This is a genomic window from Subtercola lobariae (genome assembly GCF_014640255.1).
Classification (GTDB): domain Bacteria; phylum Actinomycetota; class Actinomycetes; order Actinomycetales; family Microbacteriaceae; genus Subtercola; species Subtercola lobariae.
This window is the reverse complement of sequence record NZ_BMGP01000004.1, coordinates 51,285-64,269: the sequence shown is the minus strand read 5'-3', so window position 1 is coordinate 64,269 and position 12,985 is coordinate 51,285. Positions and strand designations below refer to the sequence as shown.

Annotated in this window: 13 protein-coding genes, 3 tRNA genes and 1 pseudogene; 9 read left to right on the top strand and 8 right to left on the bottom strand. The window is 63.1% G+C overall.

What is annotated here, in order from left to right:
* Nucleotides 1-5: 5 nt before the first annotated feature.
* Entirely contained in the window at nt 6-1,307 is a 1,302-nt protein-coding gene (locus IEX24_RS11355; RefSeq protein WP_188678358.1) for an extracellular solute-binding protein, read from the bottom strand.
* A 261-nt stretch (nt 1,308-1,568) separates the two neighbouring features.
* On the opposite strand from IEX24_RS11355, the gene IEX24_RS11350 reads away from it, so the two are divergent.
* The 6 genes from IEX24_RS11350 (at nt 1,569) to IEX24_RS11325 (ending at nt 6,881) form a co-directional block, all read left to right on the top strand.
* Nucleotides 1,569-2,618: a GlxA family transcriptional regulator gene (locus IEX24_RS11350; RefSeq protein WP_188678356.1), complete on the top strand. Its 1,050-nt coding sequence runs from the start codon at nt 1,569-1,571 to the stop codon at nt 2,616-2,618.
* Between the two features lie 98 nt (nt 2,619-2,716).
* Nucleotides 2,717-3,466: an SDR family NAD(P)-dependent oxidoreductase gene (locus IEX24_RS11345; protein WP_188678354.1), complete on the top strand. Its 750-nt coding sequence runs from the start codon at nt 2,717-2,719 to the stop codon at nt 3,464-3,466.
* Between the two features lie 28 nt (nt 3,467-3,494).
* The gene (locus tag IEX24_RS11340) at nt 3,495-4,355 is read left to right on the top strand and encodes an alpha/beta fold hydrolase (protein ID WP_188678352.1); all 861 of its coding nucleotides are present in this window, start codon (nt 3,495-3,497) and stop codon (nt 4,353-4,355) included.
* Entirely contained in the window at nt 4,339-4,866 is a 528-nt protein-coding gene (locus IEX24_RS11335) for an SDR family NAD(P)-dependent oxidoreductase (RefSeq protein WP_188679048.1), read from the top strand. Before IEX24_RS11340 ends, IEX24_RS11335 begins: the two co-directional genes overlap by 17 nt.
* 124 nt (nt 4,867-4,990) lie before the next feature.
* Nucleotides 4,991-5,686 carry a TetR/AcrR family transcriptional regulator gene (locus IEX24_RS11330; protein ID WP_188678350.1) on the top strand — a complete coding sequence of 232 codons (696 nt, stop codon included), beginning with the start codon at nt 4,991-4,993 and terminating at the stop codon, nt 5,684-5,686.
* A gap of 34 nt (nt 5,687-5,720) precedes the next feature.
* On the top strand, nt 5,721-6,881 hold the full coding sequence (locus IEX24_RS11325) for an FAD-dependent oxidoreductase (protein ID WP_188678348.1): 1,161 nt from the start codon (nt 5,721-5,723) through the stop codon (nt 6,879-6,881).
* A gap of 70 nt (nt 6,882-6,951) precedes the next feature.
* On the opposite strand, the gene IEX24_RS11320 is transcribed toward IEX24_RS11325, so the two are convergent.
* A complete protein-coding gene (locus IEX24_RS11320; RefSeq protein ID WP_188678346.1) occupies nt 6,952-7,263 on the bottom strand; it encodes a hypothetical protein in 312 nt (103 codons plus the stop codon).
* Nucleotides 7,264-7,473: 210 nt separating this feature from the next.
* Between IEX24_RS11320 and IEX24_RS11315 the strand changes: the two are divergent.
* Together IEX24_RS11315 and IEX24_RS11310 are read left to right on the top strand one after the other, a co-directional pair.
* Nucleotides 7,474-7,773 (top strand): annotated as a pseudogene (locus tag IEX24_RS11315) (tyrosine-type recombinase/integrase); the annotation flags it as partial.
* 41 nt (nt 7,774-7,814) lie between these two features.
* A complete protein-coding gene (locus IEX24_RS11310; RefSeq protein WP_188678344.1) occupies nt 7,815-9,290 on the top strand; it encodes an SNIPE associated domain-containing protein in 1,476 nt (491 codons plus the stop codon).
* A 52-nt stretch (nt 9,291-9,342) separates the two neighbouring features.
* On the opposite strand, the gene IEX24_RS11305 is transcribed toward IEX24_RS11310, so the two are convergent.
* From IEX24_RS11305 to IEX24_RS11280, 6 genes are all read right to left on the bottom strand, one after another.
* Nucleotides 9,343-9,921, bottom strand: coding sequence for a PIN domain-containing protein (locus tag IEX24_RS11305; protein ID WP_188678342.1), 579 nt, complete (start codon nt 9,919-9,921; stop codon nt 9,343-9,345).
* Between the two features lie 11 nt (nt 9,922-9,932).
* Nucleotides 9,933-10,559 (bottom strand): helix-turn-helix domain-containing protein, encoded by a 627-nt coding sequence (locus tag IEX24_RS19580; protein WP_229715262.1) that lies wholly within the window; start codon nt 10,557-10,559, stop codon nt 9,933-9,935.
* 109 nt (nt 10,560-10,668) lie between these two features.
* A tRNA-Phe gene (locus tag IEX24_RS11295) sits at nt 10,669-10,741 on the bottom strand.
* Between the two features lie 63 nt (nt 10,742-10,804).
* Nucleotides 10,805-10,878: transfer RNA gene (locus IEX24_RS11290), tRNA-Asp, on the bottom strand.
* 71 nt (nt 10,879-10,949) lie between these two features.
* A tRNA-Glu gene (locus IEX24_RS11285) sits at nt 10,950-11,022 on the bottom strand.
* A 206-nt stretch (nt 11,023-11,228) separates the two neighbouring features.
* The gene (locus IEX24_RS11280; protein ID WP_188678341.1) at nt 11,229-11,723 is read right to left on the bottom strand and encodes an inorganic diphosphatase; all 495 of its coding nucleotides are present in this window, start codon (nt 11,721-11,723) and stop codon (nt 11,229-11,231) included.
* A 51-nt stretch (nt 11,724-11,774) separates the two neighbouring features.
* Here IEX24_RS11280 and tilS point away from each other — a divergent pair, with 51 nt between their 5' ends.
* Nucleotides 11,775-12,974, top strand: coding sequence for a tRNA lysidine(34) synthetase TilS (gene tilS, locus IEX24_RS11275; protein ID WP_188678339.1), 1,200 nt, complete (start codon nt 11,775-11,777; stop codon nt 12,972-12,974).
* Nucleotides 12,975-12,985: the final 11 nt, after the last annotated feature.

The window sequence follows — 12,985 nt, the reverse complement described above, 5'->3', positions numbered from 1 at the left end:
GCGACTCACTTCGTTCCCGTTCCGAGCCCGTCGGCATACGACTGGATGTTCGAAGCGGCTTGCTCTGCCGTCTCGGTGCCCTTCGCCACGGCTTCCATCTCGGCCCCGAGCTGTGTCGCCACCTGGGCCCAGGTGCTCGACTGCGGGTACGTCTTGGCCGTCTTCAGCTGGGTGAGAAACGCGCTGAGCAGAGGCTGATCAGCGATCGAAGGGTCAGCCCATGCCGCTTGTACCGCAGGAAGGGAGGAGTACGCCTTGAACTGGGCAACCTGGGTATCGGGCTGCGACAGGTAGCGAATCACCTTCCATGACGAATCGGCATTCTTGCTGGTGGAGAGCACACCCCAACTCCCGCCCGCCACGGCGCCGATGCTGCCGGCAGAACCAGCCGGCACCGGAGCGGTGGCCACGTTCGCGGCGGTCCAGCCGGGCGTTCCCTGCACCCCGTCGAACTGGCCTATGACCCACGGGCCGGTGATCATCGAGGCGGTTTTGCCCGAAACGAAGTACGGCTGCGCGTCGAGAAAGCCGGGGCCGGCAGTGTCTGCGGCACCAGAGGTGAAGAACGAGGCGTTGAACGCAATCGCCTTGATCATCTCGGGGGTGTTCAAGGTCCACTTCGTGCCGTCAGAGCTCATCAGGCTGCCGCCGTCTTGCCAGAGCAACTGAGCGAGATCTTGCCCGTTGTAGATGTCCCAGCCCACGTCTGCTCCGAGGCCCTTCGCTGCGCCGGCAGTTTGCAGCGCTTGGAAGAACGGAACGGTCTGATCCCAGGTCGTCGGCGCAGACACGCCCGCCTGGGCTGCGAGGTCTTTTCGGTATACGAGATCGTAGGTGTATGCATACCACGGCACGGAATACGCGGTGCCGTTGATGACCCCCGACTGCCACGAGCCGGGAAAGAACGAGCTGCTGTCGACGAGGCCAGACGGCACCGGCAGAAAGGAGCTTCCGCTGATGAACTGCGACTGAGACTCGGTGTAGAGCTGAGCAATGTCGGGCCCGGTGCCTGCCGCAACGGCCGACTGCAGTTTCGTCGTGTAGTCATCTGAAGGAATCAGTGTCACCTCTACATCAACGTTCGGGTTCGCGGCTTTGAACGGAGCGAGAACGCTGTCGAGCGCGGCTGCATCCCCGTCTGGCGCCCAGAGGGTAACGGTTCCGGTCGCCGGTGTGTTGTCGACGGATGCGGCTGACGCGGTGGAGGCCGTCGAATCGGCCCGGCCGCAGCCGGTGAGGGCGAGCGCACTCACGAGGGCGATGCTCGCCGCCACGGAGATTCTTCGCTGAAGGGGGGTAATCGGCATGTGGTGTGGCTCCTGTCTCGGTGAAGCATGATCGAAGCGAAACAATTACGGGGGAAAGTAGCGAATTTAGACGTTCAGGTGCACTACCGAACCTAAGCTCGCGTCGTTTCCGCCGCATTACCACTCGTTTACGGCTAATTTCGGCGAATGTTACAAAATCGGGCCCATGGAGGGTCTGCGTCAGCATCTTCTGCGAGATGCCGGGCTGTGACGGATTTAGACTTTTGAGTACGTAGTTTCACGCATGAGGAGCGCCGATCGATGCAGCCCGTACGAATGCCGAAAACCAGCCACGGGCGCACGCGTCACCGAATCGCGGTGCTCGTCGTTCCTGACACCGTCGCGCTCGAGGTGGCGATAGCGCAGCAGGTGTTCGGGCCCCGCATCTACAACTTCGCGAAAATCACCGGTGACGTCGACTCGCCGTACGAAGTGCTGCTGTGCGGCGAGCACGAACGCTTCACCGTGTCGTCGGGCATCGATCTGGGAGTGCTCGCGCCGCTGACTGAGTTGCGGAATGCTGATTCGGTGCTGATACCGGGCATCGAAGATCCGTTCGCCGAGCGCAGTGACGAACTGCTCGACGCCCTGCGAGCCGCCAACGAAGCGGGCGCGCGCATGGTGTCGTTCTGCGGGGGCGCGTTCATCCTGGGCAAAGCAGGCATTCTCGATCGTCACCGGGTAACGACGCACTGGATCTTGAGCCATGAGTTTCGTGAGATGTTTCCGCTCGCCACGCTGGAGTCAGATCAGCTGTTCGTCGAAGACGGCAACGTACTGACGTCGGGCGGCATCTTCGCGGCGACCGATCTCGCGTTGCACGTGATGGGCAGCGATCTGGGCTACGCGTACTCGAACGACTTCAGCCGGCTGCTGGTCGCTGCACCTGTTCGCCCCGGCGGCCAGGCGCAGTTCGTGAAGGAATCGATACGGGTCGACCGCGAGCAGCCGTTTCGCGAGCTTACCGATTGGATTCGGGAGCATCTGGATGAACCGCTGACCCTCGGCGACCTTGCCGCCCACGAGCATATGAGCGAGCGAAACCTGGCTCGGCGATTTCAGGCGCAGACCGGCATGAGCCCGTTCGAATGGATCACGAACGAACGCGTGAACCGCGCGAAGATCTTGGTGGAGTCGACCGATCTGCCGATCAGTCAGATCGCGGCGACCGTCGGCATGGGAAGCGCTGAATCGCTGCGTCGCAACTTCTCACGCGTCGTGGGAACGTCTGCCGCCGCTTACCGGCGCACGTTCCGGGCGGATCCCGAGGTCGAGCGCGAAAGCGGGCACCTGCTCGAGCTCGCAAGCTAGCGCGCTCGGCGGCACGTGTCGCCGCACCTGTCTAAATGCGTGCGGAGCGTGTCTGGCACCGTGGGGTGCCCAACACCGGCTTGCGGCATTCTTGAGACATGACCACTTCACCGCACACAGCGAGTGCAGAACTCGCCGGTACCACCGCCCTCGTCACAGGCGCCACCTCCGGAATCGGACGCGCTACCGCACTCGCACTCGCCGCCGCGGGTGCCGAGGTTCTCGTTCACGGGCGAGACGCCGACCGCGGCGCTGCCGTCGTCTCCGAAATCGAGTCGATCGGCGGCCACGCCCGATTTCTCGCCGCCGACATTTCGAACCCTCAGGGCGCCCATCAGCTCGCAGCGGAGGCCGGCCGGGTCGACATTCTCGTGAACAACGCCGGATTCTCGTGGTTCGGGCCGAGCGAAGACCTCGACGACTCGACGCTCGCGTCGCTCTTCGCGAGCAACGTCGAGTCTGCGTATATCTTGACCGCAGCACTGGCACCCGCAATGGTCGACCGCGGCTTCGGGTCAGTCGTCAACCTGTCGAGCATGGCCGCAAGCGTCGGGCTCGCGGGTGGCGCAGCCTATTCGGCCACCAAGGGCGCCATGGTCGCGCTGACCAAATCGTGGGCGGCCGAGTACTCGCCCGCCGGCGTGCGCGTCAACGCCGTTGCGCCCGGGCCGATCTATACGGGCGGTGCCGCCTCAGATCGCATCGCCGCCCTCGGCCAGACCACCATCATGGGGCGAGCGGCTCAGCCCGAAGATGTCGCCAACATGATCGAATTTCTGGTTTCGCCCCGCGCCCAGTACGTCACCGGGGCCGTGTTCGCCGTCGACGGCGGACGCACGGCCATCTGAAGACCGCCAGCTGAAGAAAGAAAGCCAAATGTCAACCGAGACCGCAACAACAGCACCGACGCTTTTCGTCGAAGGTGAGGGCGTGCGATTCGCCTATCGCCGATTCAACCAGGGCGCCGGGATGCCCGTGGTATTCACCAATCACTTCATGGGTAACCTCGACACCATCGACCCCGCGGTCATCGACGGCCTCGCGGCCACTCGCGAGGTCATCGTGTTCGACTCGGCGGGAGTCGGCTCCTCGAGCGGTGAGCCGAAATCGACCATCGCCGACATCGCCGCAGACGCCGCCACCTTCATCACTGCGCTCGGCCTGACCCGGGTCGACGTGCTGGGCCATTCGATGGGCGGCCACGTCGCTCAGTGGCTGACCTACACGCACCCAGAACTCGTTCGCCGAGTCATCCTGATCGGCACGGCACCGCGCGGCGGAACCCCAGGAGACCCCGCAGAGGGCGCCGCCGGGTTCTTTGCGGCGGGCCCGAATCGAAGCGACGAAGGCTGGCTGCCGATTTTCTTCGGACCGAGCGAAACGAGCCAGGCCGCTGGGCGGCACTATGTGAAGCGCGTCGGCAGTCGGGCCGAGCGTGATGTGCCGTTCTCCGATGCGGCCGTGGCGAGTTACGGCGCGGCCCGTGTCGAGTGGGCCGTCACGGGTGAACGCGCCCAGGAGTACCTGGCGAGCATCCACCAGCCCGTTCTTGTGGTGAACGGAAGCCACGACATCGTGATTCCGACCATCAACTCATATGCACTGCAACAGAAGCTGCCGAACGCCAAGTTGCTGCTCTACCCAGACAGCGGGCACGGGCCGCACTTTCAGTACCCGGCAGACTTCGTCGCCGAGGCGAGCCGTTTTCTCGACCAAACCGATCCCTTCACCGACTAATCACCATTCATCGACTCATCACTTCATCGCTCATCACCGACCAGCAGGAGAAAATCATGTCAAGTACACCCACGAACTCACGTTCGACGGGTACGACGCGCTCTTCGAGGCGAACGTGCCTTCGGCCTACTTCGTGACCGCAGCGCTCATTCCCGGAATGGTCAAGCACGGCAGCGGATCGATCATCAATATCTCGAGCATGTCCGGCAAGATCGGCATGCCGGGCGGCGCGGCGTACGGCGCCACCAAGGCCGCACTGTCGTCGATGACCCAGTCGTGGGCCGCGGAACTCGCCGACGCGGGCATCCGTGTCAACGCCGTCGCTCCAGGGCCTGTCTATACGGCGGTGCAAGATCCCTCGGTCACCGCGGCGATCGGTGACTCCACGGCGCTGAAGCGCGCAGCGCAGCCCGAAGAAATCGCAGACAGCATCGCTTTCTTGGCGTCTGATCGTGCGAGCTACATCACCGGCGCCATTTTGTCGGTGGATGGCGGGCGCACCGCCATCTGAGCCGCCTTCCGCATCGGCGGCCGGGCCGCGACGATAAGGGTCTCTCCCGGCACCGTCGTGATTCTGCCGTGAATTATGCTTCACGATCTTGTTCGTAACGAACATGTTCGTTTAGAGTGAGGAAATGGCAACCCCAACCACCAGTCGGCGAGAGCGTCCCGCTAAACGGGCGCTCTCGCGAGAGTGGATCATCGCGGAGACAATCGAGATCATGCGAGCGGAGGGCCTCGAGAAAGCGACAATGCGTCGCGTCGCTCAGGCACTCGATACGGGCCCGGCATCGTTGTACGTCTATATCGCGAATACCGCCGCGTTGCACTCCGCTGTGCTCGACGAACTCCTCGGCACGCTGTCGGCTGCGAATGCCACGGAGGGCGACTGCAACGAGCGTCTCGAAGCGCTGCTCCGACAGTATGCGAACATCCTTTTCGCCTACCCGGGCCTGGCACGTTCAGCGTTGTTGATCCGCCCCACAGGCGCCAACGCTGTTCTGCTTTACGACCGAGTTCTCGGGCTCCTTCTCGAGGGTGGCGTCGCGGTCGACCGTGCAGCCTGGGGGGTAGATCTGCTCCTGCAGTACGTCACCGCAAATGCCGCCGAGCACAGCATCCCCAGCCCCAGTGACATAGACGCCCCTCGGGATGACGACGACATGGGCATCCTCGCACAAGCGCTGCGCTCTGCCGACCCGGCGACCTCACCCCACATCGCTGCGCACGTTGACGCGGTTCTCTCCGGAAGCCCAGCCGAACGCGTCACGTGGGCGATCCAGGCCCTCATCGCCGGCATCGCAGCCACCCCCATCCCGAGCCACCGCTGATGACCTCGCCAACCGCACAACTCAGGAAGATCTCATGACTACGCACTACCCCATCGCTATTCTCGGCGGCGGCCTCGGTGGCCTGATCACCGCACGCGTGCTGCATGTCAACGGCATCGAGTCGGCTGTGTTCGAACTCGAACCAGACCGCACCGCCCGAGTTCAGGGCGGGATGCTCGACATTCACGACGACAACGGACAGAAGGCCATCCACGCCGCCGACCTCTGGAACACGTTCGACTCGATCATCCACCGCGGCGGGGAATCCATGCGGATTTTGGACCACACCGGCGCCGTGCTCCGCGAAGAACACGACGAAGGGCAGATGGCCCGCCCCGAAGTCGACCGGGGCCAGCTCCGAGATCTGCTCATCGACTCGCTCCCCGAAGGCACTATCCGCTGGGGCCACAAGGCCGTCGCCATCCGCGACATCGACGGCGTTGCTGGCCGCCGCGAGGTCGAATTCGCCAATGGTCAGACCATTACCACCGATCTGCTCATCGGCGCCGACGGTGCCTGGTCGAAGGTGCGCCCGCTGCTCACCGACGCCAAACCCTCCTACACCGGCATCTCTTTCATCGAAGCCGACCTTTACGATGGCCCCCAACAACACCCCGCCGAGGCGGCCGCAATGGGCGCAGGCATGCTGTTTGCGTTCAAGGACGACACGGGCATCCTGGGCCACCTGGAAACCGACGGCACACTGCACGTCTACCTCGGCTTCCGCGTGCCCGAAGACTGGGCAGACACCATCGACTTCACCGACACCCCCGCCGCAAAACAGGCGATCCTCGAGCGGCTCCCGGGCTGGAACGAAGCCCTCCGCGGCTTCATCGCCAACGCTGACACCCCGCTCACCCCACGCCCCATCAACGCACTGCCTGCAGGAATCAGCTGGGATCGTGTAGTGGGCGTCACCCTCATTGGCGACGCCGCTCACGTGATGTCACCCTTTGCGGGTGAAGGCGCCAACCTTGCCCTCTACGACGGCGCCCTTCTCGCGCTCGCCATCGCCGAGCATCCCGAAGACACCGAAACGGCCATCGCCCAGTACGAAGCCGACCTTTTTCCCCGCTCGGCCGACGCCGCGAAAGACTCCGCCGACAGCCTCGAAATGCTCTTCGCTCCCGGCTCTCCGCAAGGACTCCTCGACATGTTCACCGCGTTCGACGCTCAAACGGCCTCCAGCGACTAGACCCAGCGGGCCAGGCGGCACCAACCCGTCGAAGCGGTTTCGCAAGCTGGGCGGCACCGTCTGGTGGTGCCTAACGGGCTACTACGAACACGGCTATCGCGGCTACCGCGAGAACAAAGAGCCCGATTGCTATGACGGTGACGAAGGGAAACGCTTTTTTCTGGTCGTCGGGGATGTTTCCGTTGCCGCTCAGCCCCAGGGCGACCTGCTCATCTTCGATGAAGTCGACGTGATGGTGTGCAGGGTTGCCTTGGGCGTCAGCCCAGCCCTCAGTGACGCCGGCACCATTCGTCTCATCGTGGGGGGAGACATCGAACTTCGCGGCTTGTTCGTCGAACAGATCGTCGTTTGAAGCGAAATCGGGTACGGACGAGCTGGGCACGAGAACCTTCCGATGGGTGAGGCAACTCTATCGGCCGTGGTACCTGAATGAGCCTTTCGGAAGAGCAAACGCGGCGGCGGCCAGGATGCGTTCAACCGCAATTTGAGCGCACCCCTAGCTTGACGGCGTTTGCGACGTTCAGTTCGCCGCCGGATTGCGCGGCTTTCGACCTCTTCAGCACCGCGACGATCACTTTCCGCACTTCGTTCTGCTCGCCTACACCGGGCTTCGCGTGGCGAAATCCGAGGCCGGTTCTACGACACCGCGGTCAAGCGGGCAATGGCTGCTGATCCCACCTTTCCGCGAGTCACGGTTCACGACCTACAACACACCGCAGCGTCTCTTGCGGTATCAGCGGGTGCGAACATCAAAGCCGTGCGACGGATGCTCGGCCACGCCTCAGCGGCGATGACGCTCGACGTCTGCGCTGACCTCTTCGACGACGACCTCGACGCCGTCGCAACGGCACTCAATCGCGGTGCCGTCATGAGCGAAGGCACCGAAATCTAGCTAAGCGATATGCTCTGCATTGATTTGTTCGAGGGGGACGAATGGCCAACGCAGCTGCTGGATGGTACGACGACGGTTCAGGCCGTCAACGATGGTGGGACGGCACTCAATGGACTGAGTATTTCCAAGACGACGTTCGGCCACCAGCGAGCCGACGAGAGGCTCGGGCGCAACAAGAGGCCGTCATGCCTGTTGCAAACGCACAGGCCATAATCGTGCCGATTGCGATCGACCGACTTTCCAAGAGAGATGCGCGAGACCTTGCGACTCGATTGCAGGCAGAGTGCGAACGACTTGCGGCGATCGTAGAAAAGCACGGGCTCAAGACGTTCGCCGACATCGACTCTTATCGCGCGCAGGCAGAGGCTGCGATGGCTGCCGAGCGCGCGGCGTTGGAAGTGCGCCTCGCCGAGTTGAATCGATCACTCCAAGAAGTGGGAATGAGACGTCAGTCCGCAGAGACTGAAGTCGCGGCTCTGAATGCGCAACGCATCGAGATCGCTGCGACAATCGAACTCCAAAACGTCGGACTGTTCGATTTCGAGCATCCTGCACAGTCCTCCGCGCAGCTTGCTACTCAACTCGAATCGCTCCGCTCGTCGATTAAGGAGCGCATTCGCCTGAAACAGGCCGTAATCACCGCGACCGGATTCACGTTCAACGGATCTACCGCGCTGGGCAAGAAATTCACTGACAACATGGCCAAAGTCTTGCTGCGGGCGTACAACGCTGAAGCCGAGAATGCGATCAAGACCACGAGGGCCGGCAATCTTCAGGTTGCGCAGACGCGGCTGACTCGCGCCGCGGAGCAAATCGCGAAGAGCGGTGAGATGGCTTCGCTTCGCATCGATCCGCAGTTCCATTTTCTGAGGCTCAAAGAGATCGAACTCGCCAATGAGCATCTGATGACTGTGCAGCGCGAGAAGGAACTCGAGCGAGAACGGCGGGCGGAGCTACGCGAGCAGCAGAAGGCCGAGCAAGAACTTCGTCGGGAGGGCGAGCGGCTGCAGAAGGAGAAGGCGCACTACGCAGCGGCCATCGCGGCACTGGCAGCCAACGGAGACCTAGACGGTGTCGAGCGAATGAACGCAAAGCTTGAAGACGTCCAGCGAGCGATTGATGATGTCGACTACCGCACCGCTAACATCCGGGCGGGATACGTCTACGTGATCTCGAACGTTGGTGCATTTGGAGAGCGAATGGTCAAGATCGGAATGACCCGACGGCTCGAGCCAATGGATCGGGTCAACGAACTCGGTGACGCGTCCGTTCCGTTCCGCTTCGATGTGCACGCGCTGTTCTTCGCCGACGATGCAGTCGGCGTTGAAGCGATGCTGCATCAGACGTTCGCGGCGCAACGAGTCAACCGTGTCAACCTGCGACGCGAATTCTTCTACACAACGCCTGCCGAAGTTCTCGCAGCGCTGAAGGCTCAGTCGATCGAGGTGGTCGAATACTCGATCGAGGCCCTCGCAGTCGAGTTCCGGGCGAGTACCGGCAACGTCCTCGTTTCGTGAAATCGCGTTCCCACAGGTCCGAATCCCCAACCAAGGTGCCGATGCTGTGGCGTCACACCAGGCGCAGTAAATCCATGGCATCAGTCAGCCCGTAGCGCTGGGCGAGCGTATCGACGAGTTCGATTTCTGTGAGTTTCGGTCGGCCGTTCGAACCTGATCGACGAGCAATTTGCCGGACGGCTTTGAGCGCTCGCACGGGGTCCACCTCGACGGTGTCGAATACGAACTCGCGGGGAGTGAGAATCTGAATAGCATGGGGAATGAGTGACGGCGGAAAGTCACGCAGATTCTCCGTCACGATTGCGCCAGCACCACCGATGACCGCCGCTGCGAGCACGTGTTCGTCGTCGACATCGGGCAGTCCAAAATTTCCCTCGAGGTGCTCCCCGCCATCAACTTCGGCATCTACAAACCCTGACCGCATCGTTCGAATGAGCCTCTGGGCCAAGCCCTCGGCTTCGGCCTCCGATGCACCGCGACGAATCAACTTCCGCACTTCGTTCCGCTCAACCTCCGCCAAGATCGCGCTGCTCCAGATCGCACGATACGAGCCTTCGATAGACAAAGAAAGCAAGAAGTCGCGAAGGAGACTCGGCCACAAGACGCAGCTGTCGAGAACGGCGGTGAACATGCTTCAGTTTGTCAGGAGATCTTCGCCGATCGTCTCGCCACGCCAGCTGCCTTCTTTGCGGCTCGCAGGTCGTCAAAGTTGTCGACAAGGGGCGCGTCATCGTCGTAGGCCATCGCATCCAACGCCGCGTATTGCTTCTGTCGTTGCTCTTCGCGGTAGGCAAGCACGTCTTGAAGCTTGACCCGTCGATGACGTGACGGCTTCTCGTGCGCGATTTCTCCTGAGTCGAGCAATCGGACGAGGGTCGGCCTGCTGACGTTCAGAACCTCGGCGGCCTGTTGTGTGGTTAACGTAAGGGACTGCGGTGAAATGGTGACAGCCATTCCTTGCTCCATTGCGACCACCACCTGGAGTAGCACTTCATAAAGCTGCTCAGGAATTTCGACTTGGTCGTTCGGGCGAGATCCGGAAATGAAAAACTGCGGCTCGGGCGGCTCGTTACCATTCGCAGCGTGCGCGGCGAGAAAGTCGTGCACCTTGGCGATGCTCTCTTTGCTCTCCGAAATGTACGTCTCTTGTGCCAGCGCGGATTTCACGGCACCTCCTTCAATCGAACATATCGTAACAGATTTCGTTTTGTTCGAATTGAAGAATGTGGGCGAATTGCGTGAGGTGAATCCGCTCACAATTGATGACACGCGAGGAGATGAGGCGTTTCGAAGCTGTGCGCACGGCGCCGATCCCGGGCATCAAGAAACGGGCAAAAGAAAAAGCCCTACTCCAAGTAGAAGCCTCGAAGTAGGGCAGTGGCTCCGACCGGCATCGATCCGGTGACCTTTCGATTTTCAGTCGAACGCTCTACCAACTGAGCTACAGAGCCGAAGAGCGCGGGGCCCTCCAGAGGCCGAAAAACCCTTCCCGAAGGAAGGGCATCGAACCTTTGCGACCCTGACCGGACTTGAACCGGCGACCTCCGCCGTGACAGGGCGGCGCGCTAACCAACTGCGCTACAGGGCCAAACTTATGAAATTGTTGTGTCGAAACGAGCCGCGGAGCAGGCCCTTGACGAGCATACCGTACGTCTGCAGTGACCCCAACGGGATTCGAACCCGTGCTACTGCCGTGAAAGGGCAGCGTCCTAGGCCGCTAAACGATGGGGCCGTTTTGACAACTCAACGAGTATGCCACATCGCCGGGGCCGCCGCCAATCCGCACGGCCTCCGGGCGAGGCGGCCACCGGGCGAGGTGAATCCGCTCGCCCGTACGCAAAACGGCGGCACATCGAGGGTAGCGAGCCGCATAGGCGGTCGGTACTTCGATTCGGCCGCCGTTTTCACGCCGCGGGCGGGTCGCCGGGCATCCGGAGCCTAGTGCGCGCCCTCGGTGGCCAGCTTGGTGATGCCGTTCTGGATGATCTGCTCTGCATCCGCGGCAGAGCCCCAGCCCTCGGTCTTGACCCATTTGCCAGGTTCGAGGTCTTTGTAGTGCTCGAAGAAGTGCTCGATCTCGTTGCGCAGCTGCTGCGGAATGTCGTCAACGTCGACGATGGCTGCCCAGCGCGGGTCTTTCGCCGGAACAGCGATGACCTTCGAGTCGATGCCCGCCTCGTCGCTCATGTTGAACACGCCCACGGGCCGAACCTTCACGCCCACGCCCGGAAACACGGGGTACTCGAGTAGCACGAGCACGTCGACGGGGTCGCCGTCGAGGCCGAGGGTGTTTTCGAAGAACCCGTAGTCGGTGGGGTACACGAACGAGGTGAAAAGCACGCGGTCGAGGTACACCCGCCCGGTTTCGTGGTCGACCTCGTACTTATTGCGGCTTCCCTTGGGAATCTCGATGATGGCGTCGTAACTGCCCATACGAACGTGCTCCTTATGATTTGGGTTCTCAAACTGCAATAACGTTACTGGATGCACCCGAACACCCGCCGCCCGCGCCTGACCCCGGCGATGGCCGACGTGCGCCGCGCGGTTCGCGAGCTGCTCGCCGAGGTGCTGCCCGTTGCGGCTGGTTCGCCACAGGCCGCGGATGCCCGGCAACCCGCCGCCGATAGGTCGACCCTGCAGGCTCCGGATGCCCGCCTCGTGCTCGTGGCCCTGAGTGGTGGCCCCGATTCGCTCGCCCTCGCAGCGGCCCTCGCCTTTGAGGCACCTCGGGCGGGTCTCGCGGCCGGTGCGATCGTCGTCGACCACGCCCTTCAAGACGCCTCTGCCGAAGTCGCAGCGCGCGCGGCCGATCAGGCTCGCGCCCTCGGCCTCACCCCCGTGCTCATCGAGCGTGTGACGGTCGCGACGCGCGCTCGCGCATCTGCGGTCAGGTCTGACGCGACAATGCCTGACGCGACAATGCCTGACGCGGCCACTCCTGACGCGACCGAACCCGCCGAATCGGCGCCCGCCACCGACCAAGCCACCGCCACCGCATCTGCCGGCCCCGAAGCCGCCGCCCGTGCTGCCCGCTATGGCGCCTTCGAGCGCGCGCTCGCCGCCACCGGCGCGAGCCACGTGCTGCTCGCCCACACCCTCGACGATCAGGCCGAGACCGTGCTGCTGGGGCTCGCGCGCGGCTCGGGGCCGAGCAGCCTGAGCGGCATGAGCCCGGTGAACGGGGCGTACCTGCGGCCGCTGCTGGGCATCCCGCGCCGAACGGTGCATCTGTCGCTCGACGACCAAGGGCTCGGCGCCTGGCACGACCCGCAGAACGTCGACCGCGACTACGCCCGCGTGCGGGTGCGCGACTCGGTATTGCCGCTGCTCGAACGCGAGCTCGGCCCCGGCATCGCCGAAGCGCTTGCCCGCACGGCCGACCAGTTGCGTGAAGACGATGAGGCTCTGGATGCCCTCGCCGCCGAATGGGCGACCGAGATCGTCGAGCACGCCGAAGCCGGCATCGCCGTCGATGCGCGAGGGCTTGCCTCGAATCCGCCGGCGCTTGCGCAGAGGATCGTGCGCTACGTGGTCGCCGCCGAATTCGGCACCACCCTCTCGAGGGCTCAGACGCTCGCGGCTCTGAAGCTCGCCACCGAGTGGCACGGGCAGGCCGGGGTGGATCTGCCGGGCATCCGCGTCACCCGCGTCGCCCGTCAGCTCGTGTTCGTGCGCCGTGTGTGAGTGCGTCACCC